Source organism: Paradesulfitobacterium ferrireducens (assembly GCF_017310645.1).
Lineage (GTDB): Bacteria > Bacillota > Desulfitobacteriia > Desulfitobacteriales > Desulfitobacteriaceae > Paradesulfitobacterium > Paradesulfitobacterium ferrireducens.
Window position 1 is genome coordinate 57,970 of record NZ_JAFLRH010000017.1, and the last position, 19,280, is coordinate 77,249.

At 48.4% G+C, this 19,280-nt stretch carries 18 protein-coding genes, 1 pseudogene and 2 riboswitches; of the genes and pseudogenes, 3 read left to right on the forward strand and 16 right to left on the reverse strand.

Features of this window, described 5'->3' with window-relative positions:
• Positions 1 to 54: 54 nt before the first annotated feature.
• The 3 genes from mreB to J0X21_RS05465 all read right to left on the reverse strand — a co-directional run bounded on the left by mreB (position 55) and on the right by J0X21_RS05465 (position 3,112).
• Positions 55 to 1,041: a rod shape-determining protein MreB gene (mreB, locus tag J0X21_RS05455; protein WP_209011304.1), complete on the reverse strand. Its 987-nt coding sequence runs from the start codon at positions 1,039 to 1,041 to the stop codon at positions 55 to 57.
• Positions 1,042 to 1,271: 230 nt separating this feature from the next.
• Positions 1,272 to 1,520, reverse strand: coding sequence for a sporulation transcriptional regulator SpoIIID (spoIIID, locus tag J0X21_RS05460; protein ID WP_206811186.1), 249 nt, complete (start codon positions 1,518 to 1,520; stop codon positions 1,272 to 1,274).
• 215 nt (positions 1,521 to 1,735) lie between these two features.
• Positions 1,736 to 3,112, reverse strand: coding sequence for a methyl-accepting chemotaxis protein (locus J0X21_RS05465; protein WP_206811187.1), 1,377 nt, complete (start codon positions 3,110 to 3,112; stop codon positions 1,736 to 1,738).
• 369 nt (positions 3,113 to 3,481) lie between these two features.
• Here J0X21_RS05465 and J0X21_RS05470 point away from each other — a divergent pair, with 369 nt between their 5' ends.
• From J0X21_RS05470 to rd, 3 genes are all read left to right on the forward strand, one after another.
• A complete protein-coding gene (locus J0X21_RS05470) occupies positions 3,482 to 4,171 on the forward strand; it encodes a flavin reductase (protein ID WP_206811188.1) in 690 nt (229 codons plus the stop codon).
• Positions 4,172 to 4,190: 19 nt separating this feature from the next.
• Positions 4,191 to 5,381 carry an anaerobic nitric oxide reductase flavorubredoxin gene (locus J0X21_RS05475; protein ID WP_206811189.1) on the forward strand — a complete coding sequence of 397 codons (1,191 nt, stop codon included), beginning with the start codon at positions 4,191 to 4,193 and terminating at the stop codon, positions 5,379 to 5,381.
• Between the two features lie 69 nt (positions 5,382 to 5,450).
• Positions 5,451 to 5,615, forward strand: coding sequence for a rubredoxin (rd, locus tag J0X21_RS05480; RefSeq protein WP_206811190.1), 165 nt, complete (start codon positions 5,451 to 5,453; stop codon positions 5,613 to 5,615).
• 245 nt (positions 5,616 to 5,860) lie between these two features.
• Here rd and J0X21_RS05485 read toward each other — a convergent pair whose 3' ends face one another.
• The 13 genes and pseudogenes from J0X21_RS05485 to J0X21_RS05545 form a co-directional block, all read right to left on the reverse strand.
• Complete coding sequence (locus J0X21_RS05485) at positions 5,861 to 6,958, reverse strand: HD-GYP domain-containing protein (RefSeq protein WP_206811191.1); 1,098 nt, start codon at positions 6,956 to 6,958, stop codon at positions 5,861 to 5,863.
• 129 nt (positions 6,959 to 7,087) lie between these two features.
• Complete coding sequence (locus tag J0X21_RS05490) at positions 7,088 to 8,818, reverse strand: methyl-accepting chemotaxis protein (protein ID WP_206811192.1); 1,731 nt, start codon at positions 8,816 to 8,818, stop codon at positions 7,088 to 7,090.
• Positions 8,819 to 8,961: 143 nt separating this feature from the next.
• Positions 8,962 to 9,384, reverse strand: coding sequence for a chemotaxis protein CheW (locus J0X21_RS05495; RefSeq protein WP_206811193.1), 423 nt, complete (start codon positions 9,382 to 9,384; stop codon positions 8,962 to 8,964).
• 72 nt (positions 9,385 to 9,456) lie between these two features.
• Positions 9,457 to 9,540: riboswitch (cyclic di-GMP riboswitch) on the reverse strand.
• 59 nt (positions 9,541 to 9,599) lie between these two features.
• Positions 9,600 to 9,678: pseudogene (locus J0X21_RS16180) on the reverse strand (methyl-accepting chemotaxis protein); the annotation flags it as partial.
• Between the two features lie 613 nt (positions 9,679 to 10,291).
• Positions 10,292 to 10,489: a PDDEXK-like family protein gene (locus J0X21_RS05505; protein ID WP_206811194.1), complete on the reverse strand. Its 198-nt coding sequence runs from the start codon at positions 10,487 to 10,489 to the stop codon at positions 10,292 to 10,294.
• Positions 10,490 to 10,518: 29 nt separating this feature from the next.
• Positions 10,519 to 11,868: an ATP-binding protein gene (locus J0X21_RS05510; RefSeq protein WP_206811195.1), complete on the reverse strand. Its 1,350-nt coding sequence runs from the start codon at positions 11,866 to 11,868 to the stop codon at positions 10,519 to 10,521.
• Positions 11,869 to 12,151: 283 nt separating this feature from the next.
• Positions 12,152 to 12,376 (reverse strand): hypothetical protein, encoded by a 225-nt coding sequence (locus tag J0X21_RS05515; protein ID WP_206811196.1) that lies wholly within the window; start codon positions 12,374 to 12,376, stop codon positions 12,152 to 12,154.
• 129 nt (positions 12,377 to 12,505) lie between these two features.
• Positions 12,506 to 14,227 (reverse strand): methyl-accepting chemotaxis protein, encoded by a 1,722-nt coding sequence (locus J0X21_RS05520; protein WP_206811197.1) that lies wholly within the window; start codon positions 14,225 to 14,227, stop codon positions 12,506 to 12,508.
• Between the two features lie 14 nt (positions 14,228 to 14,241).
• On the reverse strand, positions 14,242 to 14,331 hold the full coding sequence (locus tag J0X21_RS05525) for a chemotaxis protein CheW (RefSeq protein ID WP_206811198.1): 90 nt from the start codon (positions 14,329 to 14,331) through the stop codon (positions 14,242 to 14,244).
• A gap of 72 nt (positions 14,332 to 14,403) precedes the next feature.
• A riboswitch (cyclic di-GMP riboswitch) is annotated at positions 14,404 to 14,487 on the reverse strand.
• 972 nt (positions 14,488 to 15,459) lie between these two features.
• Positions 15,460 to 15,882, reverse strand: a complete 423-nt coding sequence (locus J0X21_RS05530) for a universal stress protein (protein WP_206811199.1) — start codon at positions 15,880 to 15,882, stop codon at positions 15,460 to 15,462.
• A 61-nt stretch (positions 15,883 to 15,943) separates the two neighbouring features.
• Positions 15,944 to 16,960 (reverse strand): YeiH family protein, encoded by a 1,017-nt coding sequence (locus tag J0X21_RS05535; RefSeq protein WP_268939352.1) that lies wholly within the window; start codon positions 16,958 to 16,960, stop codon positions 15,944 to 15,946.
• A 193-nt stretch (positions 16,961 to 17,153) separates the two neighbouring features.
• On the reverse strand, positions 17,154 to 18,728 hold the full coding sequence (locus tag J0X21_RS05540; protein WP_206811200.1) for an ASKHA domain-containing protein: 1,575 nt from the start codon (positions 18,726 to 18,728) through the stop codon (positions 17,154 to 17,156).
• Positions 18,715 to 19,104 (reverse strand): DsrE family protein, encoded by a 390-nt coding sequence (locus J0X21_RS05545; protein WP_206811201.1) that lies wholly within the window; start codon positions 19,102 to 19,104, stop codon positions 18,715 to 18,717. Before J0X21_RS05545 ends, J0X21_RS05540 begins: the two co-directional genes overlap by 14 nt.
• Positions 19,105 to 19,280: the final 176 nt, after the last annotated feature.

Below are 19,280 nucleotides of genomic sequence, written 5' to 3' on the forward strand. Positions count from 1 at the left end.
ACTAGCCTTAACGCCCCGGGGGTTATCCGTATCCTATCTGCTTTGTCCAATACTTTAAAAGCTTCCGTCCAGAACCTTGCCGGTTCCTAAAGCCACACAGGAAATGGGGTCTTCGGCCAAGATCACGGGCAGGCCCGTTTCGCGTGCCAGCCGGATATCAAAGCCGTAAATGAGAGAGCCTCCTCCGGTCATCACAATCCCTTTGTTCAAAATATCCGCCGAAAGCTCGGGGGGGGTGCGCTCCAAGACTTCCTTCACTCCGGCGACAATGGCTTCAATCGATTCCTCTAAAGCCTCAAAACATTCTTTGGAATCTACCGTAATTGTCTTCGGCAAGCCTGTAACTAGATCACGCCCGCGCACGTCAATAATGGCATTATCAGGGCGCCCTTCCCGGATTGCGGACCCGACGGCTATCTTAATCTCTTCGGCGGTTCTCTCCCCAATCATCAGGTTATGTTCCCGCCGGATGTGGCGCATGATTGCCTCATCAAATTTATCTCCGCCAACCCGCAGACTGCGCTTGCACACTATCCCACCAAGGGCAAGAACCGCAATATCCGTCGTGCCTCCTCCGATGTCCACCACCATGCTGCCGGTAGCCCCGGTAATATCCAACCCTGCACCCAGCGCTGCCGCGTAGGGTTCCTCGACGACTTTAACATGCTTGGCCCCTGCTTGATAAGCCGCTTGTTTAACAGCCCGCTCCTCCACTTCTGTCACACCGGAAGGAATGCAGACAACAACCCGGGTGCGGAAGAACGGCCATCTTCTGGCTCCTGCCTTCTCCATAAAATATTTCAGCATGAGTTCCGTGGTTTTGTAATCTGCAATCACACCGTCCCGCATCGGACGTACTGCAACGATGTTGCCAGGGGTCCGGCCCAGCATTAAACGGGCTTCCTCCCCGACAGCTATCCTTTTATTGGTATTTTTGTCAATTGCCACAACAGACGGCTCATGCATCACAATCCCTTTCCCTTTGGCATACACTAGTACGCTGGCCGTCCCCAAGTCTATTCCTAAATCAATCCCGAACATGAACCGGTGTACCCCTTTCCTTATCACCTAGCTTGTCCATTAAAAGAAGTTAACATATAATAAGCAAAAGTCAATCTCCCCGGCGGGAGATTAACTTAAAGCCTAATTTACCTAATTCTTTACTCTTTTTCTTATTCGTTATAAATTATCTAATTCCTTTATTTTACCCAATTTTTTTCAAGAATAGCGCTAAAATGAATGACTTTAGCCGATAGATTTGAAAAAAGCACTTAGTTTTCCTGATATTTTTTACGTGTTGCTTCCCCGCCGCGAAGATGCCTTTCTGCTTTATTGTTTTCCAAAACCTGTTTTACTTCCATAGCCAACTTCTCATTAATTAGCTGCAAGCGCTCTGTCACGTCCTTATGAACTGTGGACTTTGACACACCAAAAACATCAGCTGTTTGCCGGACGGTGGCACTTGATTCCAAAATATAATTCCCTATGTCGAGTACCCTTTTGCGAATGTATTCCTGCACGCTGAGCCCTCCTTCTAGCGGCCATTTTTTGTACATCTATATGCACGTGCACAAAAAAAAGACATCCTTAAAAGGATGTCCCCCGTTGGTAAATGCTGTATAAATTTTTCCCTATGTCCAAATTGATCATTGACCTTTGGTGTAAAGCTGTTCCTCTATTTTCTTATACTTTGTGACATCGACTTCTCGATCTCTTTAACACGAGCTGTCCGTTCTCAGTCCAGACACTGCTGTTGCAACTCACCTAAAATGTTCACGACTTCCCCAGAAGCCTGCACCATCCTTTCCAAAATCTGTTCCGCCTTGGCAATATTGCCCTGTTCATATACAACCGCCGCCTCGCGCGCCAACTCATGGACCTGTTGATGCGGAGTCTCCAGTTGGTTAAACGCAGGCAACGAACGACACTTTGCCGCATCCTGGCTGTCCACCCAGTGCCCCAAGCGGCATTCGTGATGGTTGCCGACCTCGCTGGATTTTAAGTGTTCAAACCCTAAAACCATGTTGTGGATTCGCCAAGTCCAGAGCAAGTGGTCGGTCTTATAGAGTTCCAAAGCTTGGTGCGTATTCAGTTCAGGCACCCGAGTGATTTGTTCCGCCCGTATCTTTTGTAAAGCTTGGCTGATGTCATAGATACCCTGCCCTGTTACTTTGGCAATGTGATCAATCTCTTCCGCCGCCATCGCAATCGTGGAAACACTGCTGGCCGCTTCCTGAACCGCCGCACTTTGTTCTTCACTACTGGCGGCAATATTATGAATATCCTCAGTAATGGAACTGAAGTTATGGATAATCCCCTGCAAAGACTCTGCCGCTTCCTGCATGATATCTTTGCCGTTTTGCATGGTCTGGGAAAGGGAGGAAATACTTTGGGCGGTTGCTTGCGAATTCTGGCTTAAGCCTGAGATTTTCTGACGGATATCCGTTACAGAGGATTTCGTATGTTCTGCCAGTTTACGAACTTCATCCGCTACGACGGCAAACCCTCGACCCTGCTCTCCTGCACGAGCCGCTTCAATGGCGGCATTGAGTGCAAGAAGATTCGTCTGATCAGCCACCCCTGCTATAACCCCCACGATTTGCTCAATTTCCTGCATGGAGTGGAGCACGCCTTGAACCTGCTGGCTCACCTTGGCAAATTCATCGAAGGAATGCTCCACAAATTGAATCGCCTGCTGGATTTTCTCTCCCCCTGAAGCCGCTGCTGATGCCGCCTGTTCGACGAAAGTGGCTGAATTGGTTGCAGAATTAGCAACCTGATTGGCGGCGGCTCCCAATTCTTCAGCCTGAGCCGACATGCTGGCAAGCTGATTCGTCTGTTCGCCAATTTTCACCAGCATCTGGCGAATGGATGTCATACTAGTCAAATGCCGCACTGTCCCATCCAAATCGGCTAAGGTGGCTAAAGCTGAAGCCTGCCGTTCGCTGATGACGCGGTTTAAGATTTCGACTGCGGAATAGAGTGGACTGGATGAGGGAATATCCACTTTAATAGGCTTGGTAAAATCGCACTGGGTCAAACATTGATAGAGCTTATTATAGTCGGATTGGTCGGCTGAACTGGGGGCGGTTTCCCGTCTAAAAAATGGCATGTTCACACATCCTTTTTTGACACATTCATCGCGTAATTTAACTTATTAAAGAATTAAATATGCACAATCATTTCGTCGCGGAACAGTAACTCTCGACTGCGTATTTGGTTTTCTCAACTTCACATTCAAAACAAAAAATTAAAGGGCTAAAATGCCTTGGCTTAAGGCAAGTTTTCTTTGTATCCAGGTGTATTCTACTACATTCTCCAAGAATTTGCTTTTTCCTGCTTTATCTGCAATTTTGTAGGGTCAGCAGGAATCCAGCAGCAATAGAGCGAAATAGACAAAAGTACAAAATTGTATTACTCTAAAAACGGTTGAGTCAATCATAGCAAATTAGCATGGCATCTGCCGGAAGGAGCTTGTTGCATGAATTCAAAAGTACTTTATAAACTAAGTTATGGTTTGTACGTCATTTGTTCCATCAACGGCACCCAGTTAAACGGACAAATAGCCAACACCGTATTTCAAATCTCTTCCGAGCCACTAACAATTGCGGTCAGCATAAATAAAAATAACTTGACCCACGAGTACATAGAAAAAAGCGGTGTCTTTTCCGTGTCCGTTCTGCCTGTGACAACACCCCTGGATTTCATCGGGCAGTTTGGCTTTAAGTCGGGCCGCGATGTGGACAAATTTGCCGGCGCAGCGTATCGCACCGGGCTGACGGGAGTCCCCATCCTGCTGGAAAACAGTATTGGTTATTTGGAGGCCAACGTGGTTCAGCATTTAGATGTTGCAACCCATACTCTGTTCATCGGCGAAGTCGTGGAGGCAGAGGTACTCGGCGAAACAGAACCCATGACCTATGCTTACTATCAGGCCGTAAAGAGAGGTTTAGTGCCTCCCGCAGCACCCACTTACATCAAGCCTCAGACCATGCCCACTGGGGCAGAGGGAGAAAAGCACAAATGCACAGTGTGCGGTTATATTTATGATTCCGCCCAAGGCGATTCGGCCTCCGGGCAGGCTGCAGGAACCTTATTTTCAGCCCTGCCTGAAGCTTGGGTCTGTCCGGTCTGCGGTGCCGGCAAAGAGGAGTTCGAAGCACTGTCTTAACCGAACCAGGAGGTAGACAATGGCTATAAAGTTGAATAACAGCGTACGTTGGGTAGGGAAAATTGACTGGGAATTGCGCAGGTTTCATGGTGAGGAACTTTCAACTCATCATGGATCATCCTACAATTCCTATTTAGTACAGGATCAAAAAACAGTTCTGATCGATACGGTATGGGGACCTTTCGCTCAAGAGTTTGTGAACGACTTGAAACGGGAAATCGATCTGCACCAGATTGATTATATTGTCGCCAACCACGGCGAACCGGATCACAGTGGGGCCTTGCCACTCTTGATGCACGAAATACCGGGTACACCGATTTATTGCACGGCCAACGCCGTTAAGTCTCTCAAAGGGCAATACCATGCAGATTGGAATTTCAAGGTCGTAAAAACAGGGGAACGCTTATCCCTGGGGACAAAAGACTTGATTTTCATCGAGGCTCCGATGCTGCATTGGCCTGATACGATGTTTTCTTACTTGACCGAGGATAATATTTTGTTCAGCAACGACGGTTTCGGTCAGCATTATGCCTCACATCAGATGTTTAATGACCTGGTCAATCAGGAAGAACTCTACTACGAAGCCATGAAGTACTATGCCAACATCCTTACACCTTTCAGTAAGATGGTTACGAAAAAGATTGCTGAAATTCTGGCTCTCAATTTACCCCTTGAGATGATTTGTCCGAGTCATGGTATCATCTGGAGGCAAAACCCGCTGCAAATTGTTGAGCGCTATCAAAAGTGGGCCCAGGACTACCAAGAAAATCAAATCACTTTCGTGTACGACACGATGTGGAACAGCACGCGCCGGATGGCGGAAGCTATTGCGGAAGGGATCAAGCAGGCAGACCGCCAAGTTGAGGTCAAACTCTTCAATTCCGCCCGGGCCGACAAAAATGACATTCTCACTGAGGTCTTTCGTTCCAAGGCTGTACTCGTCGGATCACCGACAGTGAATAAAGGCGTTCTCTCCTCAATCGGCAGTTTTTTGGAAGAAATTAAGGGACTCAGTTTCAAAAATAAGAAAGCCGCAGCCTTTGGAGCTTATGGCTGGAGCGGCGAATCCATGGCCACCATTTCAAAAGGGTTATCGGAAGCTGGCTTTAATGTCGTCTCTGACGGCCTAAGACTTCTCTGGAACCCCGATGCGGAGAGTTTGGCGCGCTGCGCGGATTTCGGGAAAGAGTTTGCAGCAAGTTGCCTCTAGGCCGGAATCCAGTGATTCCGGACATCGGGAGTTTTCGAAAGCACTCATTATATGAAGGGAGGAAAAATGATGAAAAAGTGGATCTGTACCGCTTGCGACCATATCTATGATCCGGCTGCCGGCGATGCCGACGGTGGCATTGCTCCGGGTACTGCTTTCGAAGATCTGCCAGACGATTGGGTTTGCCCGGTATGTGGCGTAGGTAAAGACATGTTCGAAGAATACAACGATTAAAAATGCTGAAAAGCGGGGCGCAGTGAAACTTCGGTTTTGCTGCGCCCCACTTAATAGTTGTGGTTATCAACCGCTCTGGCTACACGGACAGACATGGCTATTGTTCTTTGATCCCTTGATCCCATTTCCTTCGGTTTATGGTTTCCTTTACTTTGAGAAGATGAACATGGCTCCCTTTTAGCTGAGCGATTCGCTTAACACAATCTCCGTTGATCTATGCCGGCGTTCAGCCTTATTTTCTCTTGTTACTCCGCCTCCTTAAACTCCACCCGTTCAATGAACCGGGTTAAATCCTGCAAGAGGTCTAAATAGGTCTCCCGCTCGTGAAACCTTCCTTCACTGTCAAACAGAAGACGCACCAGCGGACGGGTTGGCATCTGCGTGGGCACGGCGACTACTACGCCAATTTCACCCGTGTTCAAAGTAACCATGGCGTTTTCGGGATATAGGATTAAAAATTCACGAAAGGCTTGAACGACTCTTGGGTTAAAGTCTTGTCCCGACCAGGCTATTACCATTTCTAGAGCCTGATAAGGAGGCAAGCCTTTGCGGTACGGCCTGTCCGCTGTCAAGGCTTCGTAAACGTCGGTAACGGCGATGATCTGGGCATCCATGTGAATCTTGCTTCCGCTCAAGCCGTAAGGATACCCCTTTCCGTTCCAACGTTCATGGTGTTCCCTGACCATCGCTCGAACACTGGGTACCAACCGGGTATGATTGAGCATATCTTCTCCCACAAGGGGGTGCTGCTTAATGATTGTGAATTCCTCCGCCGTCAGACTCCCTGGCTTGTTTAGAATCTCCTTTGGCACTTTCAGCTTCCCCAAGTCATGCAGCAGTGCACCTAACGCCAGATATTTAAGCCTCTTCTCCGTGTATCTCAACCTCATCCCCGTGAGGACGGTGAGCAAAGCGGTATTCATTACATGCACAAATGTGCCGTAGTCATGCTCTTTGATTTGCTCCATATCCAAGCGGATGGCATCAAAATCCAAGTAGACATTCTGGGTATGGAGTTCTTTCAGAATCGTTTCCACCAGTTTCACCGTTTGCTCGATTTGCGCGGCCCCAATAAGCTTCGCTTCATGGTAAATACTCCAGAGGGAGCCGACAAGCTTGAAGTAGACATCCCTGGGGAAAGCCTTGACCTGCCGGCGGGAGAAAACCGTCTCCTCCCCTTTCCGCCAAATATAGACCTCCCGTTTCTCCAACAGTTCCCTTATCCCTGCAGTGAGCGGCTGACCTTTTTTCAGCAGCAAAACCCCGGCGGCATCAAAGAGATCTTGGGTGGCTGTCTGTTCCATTGCTGAATTTGACTCTGGTTTCTTTAATACCAAATTCATACAGAAAACCTTCTTCCTCCTTTCACCTTTCCTTAAAACCGCTCACTCTTCGCGCCTCATACCGCAGCTCCATACCGCCCTTTTAGGCAGCAAAAGCAACCCGGTCGGGAGGACCGGCTATGTCCAAGGTTATACCTTAAACCGTCCTACCAGTTCACTCAGCTTCCCTGCCAGCACGGCTTGAGATTGAGCCGATTGATTGACCTGTTCGACCGCCGTGGTGGTCTGAATCACGCTGGTTGAGATCTCTTGAGAACTGGCGGCAGACTCCTCTGCTGTTGACGTTACGTTTTGAATGGCTGAACCGATTTGATTGATGATTTCGCTCATGGACAGGGTTGCATCCGCCAGTTCTTTGGACATTTCTGTGACAAATTGGGAGTCCTCTTCATACTGGCTGCCTGTCTGAGCATACGCTTCATAATCAGGCCGCACCTTGGTTTCAATAAAGGCGAGCAATTCCTGGGTATTCGCCATAAGATTGCCAAAGGCTTTCTGGACATCGCTGATAACATTGTGGATGTTGCTGACAGCGGTCTGAGACTGTTCCGCCAGCTTGCGGACTTCATCGGCAACCACTGCGAAACCGCGACCCGCTTCCCCTGCACGGGCGGCTTCAATGCTGGCATTGAGAGACAACAGGTTGGTTTGCTGGGCAATTCCGCCAATCGTCTCTGCCATAACCTTGATTTCATCGACCACTTTGGACTGTTCCAAGGCTTGTTTGACTTTGGCTTCCTTGTCCCTATAGATGGCATCCGCTTCATTCACAGCCTGTGTGCCTCGTATCCTTACCTCACTGGCTCGCTCCTTAATCGCTGAGGCATTTTTCTGTCCCTCATCCGCTTTGGTTGTCAATTGTTTGGTAAATTCCTGTATTTCAAGTGCCGATGCTCCAACTTCTTCTGTGCTGGCACTGAGTTCTTCCGTTCCTTGGGCAATCTGCTCCGTCGATTGTTGAATCGTCTGCATCGTGGCCGAGAGTTCCTCCATCGTGGCAGAAAGTTCCTCAGACTGAGCACTTAGCGTCTGAGAACCGTCCCGTATCGCGAGTAGTAATTCTCTCACCTTTTGCACCGCCTGCTTGAGGGCATCCCCCAGTTGTCCCACTTCATCCCTTCCGTGCAGGGCGAGTTCTTGCGTCAAATCCCCTTGGCCAAAGGCTTCCGCAAACCGGACCATCGTGGAAAGCCGGCGGGAGAGGCTTAACGCCAGATAAATTCCGATCAGCAAGGCGAAAAACACACTGAATCCTATGATGCCGAGCATCGTCGTCCTTGAGCTCACAAAAATTTCACGATCGACATTCACTCTGCGTTCGGCATTCTGTTCTTCAGCCGCAATCAAGTTATTCAAGCTTCCCCGAGCCTTGTCATTCGTCTTGATCGCATTTTGCAAGGCTTGTCCAGTTTCTGCAGAGTTCCCTGCATTAGCCACCTGGACCAGCTTGTCCAGCTGGCTCCGCCACTCCTCCCTGGCAGCTTTAAAGGCGTTGTAATATTCTTTTCCTTCAGCCGAGAACTTGTCTAAAAAGTTCTTCTCTAATTCCTCCTCGGCTTTATTGTCCGCCGCCTTGTTATCTGCAAGCTCTTTTAAGCTCGCCTCCTGTTGGGCTGTATCCTGTGTGGCAGAGGCTGCATAGAGCATAATTGCGGCCGCACGGTCTCGATGAAAGAGCGCGCGCATGTTGTTTAAAGCCACAATGCCTTTCAGATCCTCACTGTAAATCCTTTCTCCTCTGTCATTAATAACCTGCATTTCGCGGATACCGATATAGCCAACGACACCTACAAGCAAAGCAATCAGAATAAATCCTGCCGTCAATTTGAGTTTCCAGGACAAGTTATTCATGAATTTCATGCTCTCATTCTCCTTCTCAATTTTTATTAAACCGACATTGTAAACTTAGCACAGAGCCGGTATTCTTAATGGCGAGCCAAGCTCACTCTGTCCGCTCATTTCATGGAAATTGTCAATCGCCGCATCCATCGCGCATGCCGGAACTATGAAGCAAAGAGGGCTGGTACATTGAGCATCAGGATAAGCCTTTCCCCTAAATTAAGAATACCGTCCAAAAATGTTTCCCGCCCGACAGCCGCCGGAGGAGGTTCCAGCTCGTACCGGGCAATATCGAGGACCTCCTTCACCTCATCAACTTCAATACCTAAGAGTACTTCTTTATCTTCTAAGACAACGATGCGGCGCTGGAGCTCTGTGACGGAAGAGATTGAATCCAATTTGAGCAGTTGAGCAAGGTTTAATACCGTTATAACCTTAGTTCTCAAACTTATAATTCCCCGCACATGTCCTTTGGCATTGGGTACGCTCCTGATCTGCGGTGGAACAATGATTTCCCTTACGGCGCTCATGGGCACAGCGTACTGTTCCACACCCATTTGGAAAATGACAACTTGTTCATCACGCACTGAAAATGCCTCCTTCTAAAATAATATGCCGTCATGTATGAGCATCACGACGGCAATTCTCCCCTTCATGCACTGGGTAGCCTGGCAGTCGTCAGCCTCACTGGTCGACCCATGGCTTTGCGTCCCTGGCTTTCGCCAGGTTTGCCGTTGTCCTTGCTTACCTGTTCTTTTCCTTTTTCTAAATAAACGGTACACCACACTCTTGTTCTGGCTCAACCCTCGCTCCTGCTCACCCGCACGAGCCGCTTCAATGGCGGCATTGAGAGCAAGAAGATTCGTCTGGTCAGCCACCCCTGAAAGAACCTCCACGCTTTGCTCAGTCTCCTGCATAGAGCGAAGCACGTCTTGAACCGTTGGGTAAAATCGCACTGGGGGCGGTTTCCCGTTTAAAAATAGCATGTTAACACATCCTTCTTTGACACATCTTCTCTACATACAGAATTAGCAGCAGCCTTCCAAGACAATAAGCTGTCATGTATAAAGAGCATGACGGCAATTCTCCCCTTTACGCACTTCAAAGCAAAAAATTAAAGGGCTGGATTTAACACCGCCTGGAATTACTTGTTTTTCCAGCCGGTAATAAATGCAACCCTTTTAGCGGTTTGTTTTGGTTGTTGCAACAAGACCCATCGGGAATATTTATTCCATAATATGGAATCTAAGGCATAAAATACCCCCCCCGAACATGTGTTCTATATATCTTGCCGCATTCACACGTTTTCATCTCAGGATCCATCCTTTCGCGTTATGTCTTCCAACATATCTTCCTTTATCCTAGGTTTTGACATAATAACCTTTTTGTCATTATATAATGACTATTTATTAAAGTCTATACTTAATTTGAATTAACATTAATTATTTGACAATGGTTGTTCAGGATCTTTTGCATACTCAAATTTAAGATTTTTCATTTGTATTCTCTATACTTAGGATGTTTTTCAGCTATAACATCATATCTGCAATCAACAACCAGCAGAGCTACTCCATAACCAGCTTTTAACAGTTTTGCTATGGCAAGGCTCTCTCTAATTTTCCCCTCAGTACTTGTTTGAGAAAATTCTTTATCTAATTCCCGAACTTTTCGATCTAAATTCTTCCTTGTCATTATATACCTCCTCTCAACAGGCACTGGACTTAAAATTCCAACTGTTTCAATGCCATCCCGATAAGTTTATCTGCATAGTCGGCCATGAACAGCGGGATATTCAGCAGGTCGTCGTCCAGCCTCAGATTGTTCAATGAAAAACGGATACGGAGTTTGACCTTGTCGCCGTATTTTTCTTTAAACTTCTTCAGGCTCCTGCTTTCGACATTGCTTTCCGATTTAACCTCCACAGGCAGGATATCGTTCTCGCTCTGGATCAGAAAATCCACTTCATACCTTGGATTGTCCATCGCCCAATACCGCGGCATGGCCTCAAACTGGTTTTTCAACGCCTGCAGCACATAATTCTCACTAAGAGCCCCCTTGAACTCAACGAACAGACGGTTGCCTTCGCTGAATGCAGAAGGCGCCAAAAGCGACAGACGGCGCAAAAGCCCCACGTCCACCAGGTAAAGCTTGAAAGCAGACAAATCGTCATAGGCGGAAATCGGCAGTCCCGGCGCACTGCTCCGGTATATTTTATAAGTCAGGTTCGCATCACAAAGCCATTGTAATGCATCCTCGTATTCTCTAGCCCGGGCACCTTCCTTGACAACCTTATAAATGAATTTTTTGTTTTCCCTAGCAAGCTGAGAAGGTATTGACTTCCAAATCAATGATATCTTGGGAAAATCCTTGGGGTCCGGATGTTTAGCAAAATCCCGTTCATATGCCCCCAGGATATTGGAAAGCACCTGCTGCATCAGTTCAACATCCCGGTCTTCTGTCCAAGACCTGACAGATTCCGGCATCCCTCCGGTCACAAAATACATTTTCAGTTTTTCATAAAGAGGATTGAAGAATGCATCCGGAACAGCCCCAATCCTGTCCAAGCTGCTCATATAGGCAGCAAGATTGCCGTCGCCATTGGCCATTAAAAATTCAGTAAATGTCATAGGCCCTATTTCCAAAAAATCCACCTTGCCAACAGGAAAAGAGGCCGGCTTTGACAATGCAATGCCCAAAAGTGAGCCGGCGCAGGCTACATGATAGTGCGGCGTGTTTTCGCAGAAGTATTTAAGCGTATTCAAGGCATTAAAACATTCCTGTATCTCATCAAATACAATCAGCGTATCCTCCGGTTTATCCGGCTTAATTGTATGACCGCTTGCCATCATCAGGTTTTGAAGGATGCGTTCAACATCCTTTGTATTTTCAAAAAACTGCTTATATTCCGGGTGCTCGTCAAAGTTAAAGTAAGCAATGTTTTTATAATAACGTCTGGCAAACTCCTTGAGAGCCCATGTTTTGCCCACCTGGCGCACGCCTTTCAAAATAAGAGGCTTGCGGTGCCTGGAATGTTTCCACTTCAGCAAATCCTGCATAATCAACCTTTCCATAACATCACCTCCAAAATATCACACTATTATACATATTTTGCGGCTAATAATCACATTTTTATAAACTATTATAACCACATGCTCGGGTATTTAGTCAATGCATCACATAATTATTACTAATTTTGCAAGCATAATCACATTTTTATTTAAGATTCCAGGTGCATTGTCAATCTGTCAACATTTGATAGTTGGATGATGTACTTCTTACAATAATAAAACCTGCCTTGCATTAAACAAAGGCAGGTTCTATTATCAGCAGACTCTATTATCAAAACATATCATTTTACCTGTCATGCGGCATATTCAAAGACCCAATGCAACCGGCACCAATTCTTAACACGGTATGAACTGTGGACAAGACCTCCCGTTTCTCCAACAGTTCCCTTATCCCTGCAGTGAGCGGCTGACCTTTTTTCAGCAGCAAAACCCCGGCGGCATCAAAGAGATCTTGGGTGGCTGTCTGTTCCATTGCTGAATTTGACTCTGGTTTCTTTAATACCAAATTCATACAGAAAACCTTCTTCCTCCTTTCACCTTTCCTTAAAACCGCTCACTCTTCGCGCCTCATACCGCAGCTCCATACCGCCCTTTTAGGCAGCAAAAGCAACCCGGTCGGGAGGACCGGCTATGTCCAAGGTTATACCTTAAACCGTCCTACCAGTTCACTCAGCTTCCCTGCCAGCACGGCTTGAGATTGAGCCGATTGATTGACCTGTTCGACCGCCGTGGTGGTCTGAATCACGCTGGTTGAGATCTCTTGAGAACTGGCGGCAGACTCCTCTGCTGTTGACGTTACGTTTTGAATGGCTGAACCGATTTGATTGATGATTTCGCTCATGGACAGGGTTGCATCCGCCAGTTCTTTGGACATTTCTGTGACAAATTGGGAGTCCTCTTCATACTGGCTGCCTGTCTGAGCATACGCTTCATAATCAGGCCGCACCTTGGTTTCAATAAAGGCGAGCAATTCCTGGGTATTCGCCATAAGATTGCCAAAGGCTTTCTGGACATCGCTGATAACATTGTGGATGTTGCTGACAGCGGTCTGAGACTGTTCCGCCAGCTTGCGGACTTCATCGGCAACCACTGCGAAACCGCGACCCGCTTCCCCTGCACGGGCGGCTTCAATGCTGGCATTGAGAGACAACAGGTTGGTTTGCTGGGCAATTCCGCCAATCGTCTCTGCCATAACCTTGATTTCATCGACCACTTTGGACTGTTCCAAGGCTTGTTTGACTTTGGCTTCCTTGTCCCTATAGATGGCATCCGCTTCATTCACAGCCTGTGTGCCTCGTATCCTTACCTCACTGGCTCGCTCCTTAATCGCTGAGGCATTTTTCTGTCCCTCATCCGCTTTGGTTGTCAATTGTTTGGTAAATTCCTGTATTTCAAGTGCCGATGCTCCAACTTCTTCTGTGCTGGCACTGAGTTCTTCCGTTCCTTGGGCAATCTGCTCCGTCGATTGTTGAATCGTCTGCATCGTGGCCGAGAGTTCCTCCATCGTGGCAGAAAGTTCCTCAGACTGAGCACTTAGCGTCTGAGAACCGTCCCGTATCGCGAGTAGTAATTCTCTCACCTTTTGCACCGCCTGCTTGAGGGCATCCCCCAGTTGTCCCACTTCATCCCTTCCGTGCAGGGCGAGTTCTTGCGTCAAATCCCCTTGGCCAAAGGCTTCCGCAAACCGGACCATCGTGGAAAGCCGGCGGGAGAGGCTTAACGATAAATACAGGCCCAGCACCAGAGCAATGAGGAGGCTGAAGCCGAGAATGGAAATCATAGTTGTTCTAGAACGTATAAAAGTTTCATGGTTCATATCGACATGGTTTTTTGCTTCGTTGTCTAAAAAAGCCACTATTTTATCCAAACTGGCCAGAGCCTTGTCATTGGCTTTTAGAGCCTCCGACAGTACTGACTCCGCCTCGGTATAGTTCTCCGCCTTGACGAGTTGAACCAACTTGTCCCGCTGAATCCTCCACTCCTCCTGAGCAGCTTTAAAAGCGTTATAATATTCTTTTTCTTCAGCCGAGAGCGTTTCTAAAAAGTTCTTGTCGTATTCCTGCTGGGCTTTATTGTTCGCTGCCTTAATTGCCTCAATCTGCTGCAAGATCGCATCCTGCTGTGTTTTGTCCCGGGTGGCGTAGAACAGGATGCTGACGGCACGGTTTTGTTCAAATGTTTCCTGAATTTGGTTTAAGTTTTGTGATGCCACAAAGTTATCACTGTAAATACTTTCTCCCTTCGCCTCAATCGCCTGCATATCGCTGATACCGATATAGCCAACCAAGGCGACTAAAAGGGCAACGAGAATAAATCCCGTCGTCAGTTTGAGTTTCCAGCTTAAGTTATTCATAAATTTCATGCTCTCATTCTCCTTTAGTGAACAATGATTTCCCTTACGGCGCTCATGGGCACAGCGTACTGTTCCTCACCCATTTGGAAAATGACGACTTGTTCATCACGCACTGAAAGTGCCTCTTTTCAAAATAATAAGCCGTCATGTATGAGCATCACGACGGCAATTCTCCCCTTCATGCACTGGGTAGCCTGGCAGTCGTCAGCCTCACTGGTCGACCCATAGCTTTGCGTCCCTGGCTTTCGCCAGGTTTGCCGTTATCCTTGCTTACCTGTTCTTTTCCTTTTTCTAATAAACGGTACTACATACACTTGTTCTCTGATCTTTGTGATTTTGAGAACTCATGCCGGCTTAAGATGTCGACCACGGAATAGAGGGAACTGGATGAGGGAATATCCACTTCAATAGGTGGGGTAAAATCCCACTGGGTCAAACAGTGATAGAGCTTATTATAGTCGGAATTATCGGCTGAACCGGGGGTGGTTTCCCGTTTAAAAATAGCATGTTAACACATCCTCTTTGACACATTAATGCTAATCTGAGCTGTTAAACATTGCACAAGAACTTCTTGGCGGAACAGAAAATCCCCGGTCTGCGTGAGTTTCTTAACATTCACATCACCCTGTTAATGCGTGATATCTTCTCTACATCCGGAATTAGTAACAGCCTTCCCCTTGGTTCGCTATTCCTACGTTCTCCACTTACGCACTTCAAAACAAAAAATTAAAGGGCTGGATTTAACACCGCCTGGAATTACTTATTTTTCCATTCGGTAGTAAATACAACCCTTTTAGCAGTTGTTTTAGTTGTGGCAACGAAACCCATAAGGAAATAATTATTCCATAATATGGAATTTAAGACATAAAATACCCCCCCCCCCCCCCCCCCCGAACATTTGTTCTATATGTTTTACCGACACGTTCACACGTTCTCATCTCGGAATCCATCCTTTCGCGTTATGAACGTCACAATACATCCCAGCAAGCACGACTGTTTAAGCATATCCGAAAGCATAACTTTCATCGGAGTGCATAAGTGCAACTTGGGCTTCTGCCGTCGCCTAAAATGCCTTGGCGCAAGCCAAGTTTTCTTTGTAACGAGGTCTATTCTACTGCATTCTACAAGAATTTGCTTTTTCCTGCTATTATCTGCAATACTGAACACAAAAAATAGGAGCCATATGATGAACACGGCCCCCTGTCAGCTAAGCGCATCCTTCATTCACACATCCTTTGTAGTCACTCCCGGATAACCATAACAGGAATCTTGGAATAGCTTACGACTTTTTGCGCCACACTGCCCATGAGTAGCTTTTTGAATCCTCCCAAGCCGCGGGTCCCGATGACTATTAGATCCACCTGGTGATCCTCGGCATATTGGAGCAACTGTTCTGTCGGATGGCCCTTCAGGATCACCGTCATAATGTCACACCCGAGCGTTGAACCATAAGCCTTTACCTCCTGCAGCAAAGGCTGGTAGTATTTCTCTGCCTGCTCAAGTTCCTCCACTTCTCCTCCGCCTGGGCTGAAATCCGGTAAATGCACAACCGTCAAAGTTGTGACCGTGGCATTGAGTTTCCGGCTTAAATCCACGGCGGCTTGCAAGGCTTTCCGGCTGCTTTTTGAACCGTCAAGACCAACAAGAATGCTGCGAATATCCATAAGAAAAACCCCCTTTTATTTTCATAGGACTTTTTAGAAGGCCCTGCGTCCAGGTTACTGCTCAGAACTGCAAAGTAAAGTAAGAAACCACGGATACTATGAGCGAAGCGGCAAACATAGCCGTTAAGGGACGCAAGGCCCGCGTTCTCAGGTTAGCAAGATGTACATTCAATCCTAAACCGACCATAGCTGCAGCCAGGAGAAAGGAGGCCACAGTGGAAATGGTATTCAAGACGGCTTGCGGGATCGGCAAGTACGTTCCTATGAGACTGGTCAGCATGAACCCGACAAGAAACCAAGGAAACGGTGTACTTTGTTTGACTTCTCCATTTTCTTTCCGGCGCATCCAGGAAGCCAGAATAAAGCTCAAGGGAAGCATGAGGAAGACACGCCCCAACTTAGCCAGCAGTCCTTCTGCCAAAGCCTCCGTGCCGGCGGGTGCCGCTGCTGCGGCGACATGGGCAATCTCATGCAGGCTGACACCGCTCCATACTCCATATTCCACAGGACTCAAAGGAAGGGAGCCGCGCAAAAAAGTGTAAGCGAGAGTAAATATAGTCCCCATAAGCGCCACGATGCCTGCCCCGATAGCGGTATCTTCATCATCTGCATTGAGAATCGGAGCAACCGCGGCAATAGCTGCCGCTCCGCAGACCCCTGTTCCGATCCCCAGAAGAAGGGACAGCTGTTTTTCGGCCCCTATCAGCCTGGCAACCAGCATCGTTGCTCCAATGGCCAAAATGATGGTCAGCGCATCATAGAGCAGGAGAGTCATCCCCTTATGCAAAACAACATCAATATTTAATTTAAAGCCGTAAAGGATGATGGCAAAACGCAGTATTTTGTGCCCCGAAAAGCGGATTCCTTCCCTCAGAGCCTCGGGGTATCCCTTAACATTTCGATAAATGACCGCCAGCAGGATCGAAGTTAACATCGGCCCGACACGGTTTAGCCCTGGAAGGTATGCCAAAGCAGTCCCTGCTGCCGCAATGATCAGGGTAAACATGAGGCCTAATATAAACGAACCCCATTTTGTTTGTTCCGCAGCAGGTGCTGAATAAGACACTTCTTTTCTCAGTGAACTCTTTTTTTCTTGTTGTAACACTCAACATCCTCCTTCATTGTCTGATACTCCCTGCAGGTTTGACATGAATAACTATAATTGGCCCAAGACTGAGCAGTCAATATCGATATCCTATACAAACAATTAGGAAGACTTATGATATAGAAAACTTATGGGATGAAAGCCAAATATGGAGTTGTACCGGATGCTAGAGCCTCCGGCGGCGGGCTTGCAGGCGCGCTTTGACGCTTGGGTAGCGGTCGATGTCTGTGTGGGGTAGAAATTTGCTGCTTTTGAATTTGTCCATGAAAGTCGGGTTGGTGTTAAGCTCGAAATATGTGATCCTGGCGGCCAGTGCTTCCGCTTCCCTGCGCTTGGACTGGGACATAAGCACCTGTCGGGCTCCTTCGCCGGAGCTGTTGCCCAGGCGGACCATCGCCGAACGCGGCAGATCGGGGTAAAGGCCGATCGTGATGGCTGATTCCAGGGGAAGGTATTGTCCGAAGGCTCCCGCAGCGTAAAAGCGCCGGATATCCTGCCAGTTGCAGCCGACGCTCTCCAGGAGAACCTCGAGGGCGGCATTAACCGCTCCTTTCGTGGCCATCAGGTTATCGATATCCGCCTGTGTGACAACGATATCCTGACCTGAGGCAGATTCGGCGGCAGGCACGACCACAAAATACCTTTGCCCGGCGCTAAACCGCGCTGCCCTGTCAATGAGCCCGTTAAGAAAGAGCTCGGCCAAGACGTCCACCAGGCCTGAACCGCAGATTCCACGGGCCGGGGCATTCCCAATCGTCGAATAGCGCACTCCGGTGACGGGGTCCAGGCTCACCCGATCGACCGCTCCCGGTTCTGCCCGCATGCCGTGGGTCGTGACACCGCCTTCCAGAGCTGGCCCTGCCGCCCCGGCACAGGCGACCAGCCACTCCCGGTTTCCCATGACGATTTCTCCGTTTGTTCCGATGTCCACAAACAGAGAGATCTCCTCCCGGTGGTCCATCTCGCTGACAAGAACTCCCGCAATGATGTCACCGCCGATGAAGCTGCCGACGCTGGGCAGGCAGTAGACAGGTGCCAGAGGGTTGATATGGAGCCCGATGTCCTGGGCCGTGAGGATGCCAGGGTTGTTGACGACCGGGATATACGGGGAACGGCTGAGGGACGCAGGGTCAAGGCCAAGAAGAAGATGCACCATGGTCGTGTTGGCTCCGATGCTTGCCGCGCTGATCCGGGTAGGAACAAGAGGCGGAGTGCAGAGGCGTCCGATCAAACGGTTTAGCGTATCGCAAATCGTCTTTTGCAGCTCAGCAAGGCCGCCGGGGTTGGCGGCGTGCCTAATCCGGCTGAGAATATCTTCTCCAAGTGGGACTTGCCCGTTAAAATCAGCTGCACGCCGGAGAACTGCCCCGCAACTCATGTCAATGAGGTAGACGACGACCGTGGTCGTACCGATGTCGATAGCCAGCCCGTAGTGTTCCTGGGCGGTGTCCCCCGGTTCCAGGTCAATAAGCTGCCAACCCCAGCCCGTCATGGAAACGGTGGCTGTAACACGCCCGCAGACAGAACAAACCTGATGGATTTGGGACATTAAAGCAAGGGGCACCGTAACCGGACCGACTTGGTGCTCAAGAGCAAGGCGCAGCCGGTCGACATCCGCCCGGTTATCCGTTGGAGTCGGAGGCGGAAGCTGCAAAAGAACCTTCCGGGTCAATGGGTCTAAGTCACCGAGGTCCGCTTGAATTTGTTCACACAAGATTGACGCTTGTTCAGGGTTTGACATAACCGTAACCCTCAGCCTGTTTCTTGACGATCTCCGTAATACCTGCCGGGATGACGGTCACAAAGGGGTGGAGAGACTTCTCTTCCAAGGCATTCATCTTCAAGGCATTGGCGCAGGCCAGAAAAGGAATACCCAGTTCCCGAAGGTGCTGTATGTCGCGCAGGAGCTGTTGACGGAATTCACCGCTCCAGCTTGGCGGCAGTTTTTCCCCGATCTCCGGGGAAGTAGCATAGAGAAGAACCGCGGGGCCGTTGGCGACGACCTCGGCTTGGATGTTCTCTGATCCGGTGTCTTTAATCAAGTTGCGCAGGTTAAGCAAAGCGACAGGCCAACGGCTAAGCTCATTCACGTGAAACAGAATCTTGTAGGGCAACATCAAATGGCCTCCTTCCAGTCGTTTCTCTACATTATTATTTTCAATTAAGAAGCATGAGCGCACTCCCTTCTAATTAAGGGTTTGCTGAACAGACCCCAAATTTTCAAACCATAATATAATCATCAAGACTTATAAGCTATTCAGCAGGCCCTATTTAACACTATAAATTGCAGTGA

Coding starts and splice junctions, on each gene's coding strand:
- J0X21_RS05475 (WP_206811189.1), top strand. CDS start 4,191: ATGGCTATAAAGTTGAATAACAGCGTACGTTGGGTAGGGAAAATTGAC.
- J0X21_RS05520 (WP_206811197.1), bottom strand. CDS start 14,227: ATGAAATTTATGAATAACTTAAGCTGGAAACTCAAACTGACGACGGGA.
- J0X21_RS05540 (WP_206811200.1), bottom strand. CDS start 18,728: ATGTCAAACCCTGAACAAGCGTCAATCTTGTGTGAACAAATTCAAGCG.
- rd (WP_206811190.1), top strand. CDS start 5,451: ATGAAAAAGTGGATCTGTACCGCTTGCGACCATATCTATGATCCGGCT.
- J0X21_RS05490 (WP_206811192.1), bottom strand. CDS start 8,818: ATGAAATTCATGAATAACTTGTCCTGGAAACTCAAATTGACGGCAGGA.
- J0X21_RS05505 (WP_206811194.1), bottom strand. CDS start 10,489: ATGACAAGGAAGAATTTAGATCGAAAAGTTCGGGAATTAGATAAAGAA.
- J0X21_RS05530 (WP_206811199.1), bottom strand. CDS start 15,882: ATGGATATTCGCAGCATTCTTGTTGGTCTTGACGGTTCAAAAAGCAGC.
- J0X21_RS05470 (WP_206811188.1), top strand. CDS start 3,482: ATGAATTCAAAAGTACTTTATAAACTAAGTTATGGTTTGTACGTCATT.
- J0X21_RS05515 (WP_206811196.1), bottom strand. CDS start 12,376: ATGAATTTGGTATTAAAGAAACCAGAGTCAAATTCAGCAATGGAACAG.
- J0X21_RS05510 (WP_206811195.1), bottom strand. CDS start 11,868: ATGGAAAGGTTGATTATGCAGGATTTGCTGAAGTGGAAACATTCCAGG.
- J0X21_RS05465 (WP_206811187.1), bottom strand. CDS start 3,112: ATGCCATTTTTTAGACGGGAAACCGCCCCCAGTTCAGCCGACCAATCC.
- J0X21_RS05485 (WP_206811191.1), bottom strand. CDS start 6,958: ATGAATTTGGTATTAAAGAAACCAGAGTCAAATTCAGCAATGGAACAG.
- mreB (WP_209011304.1), bottom strand. CDS start 1,041: ATGTTCGGGATTGATTTAGGAATAGACTTGGGGACGGCCAGCGTACTA.
- J0X21_RS05545 (WP_206811201.1), bottom strand. CDS start 19,104: ATGTTGCCCTACAAGATTCTGTTTCACGTGAATGAGCTTAGCCGTTGG.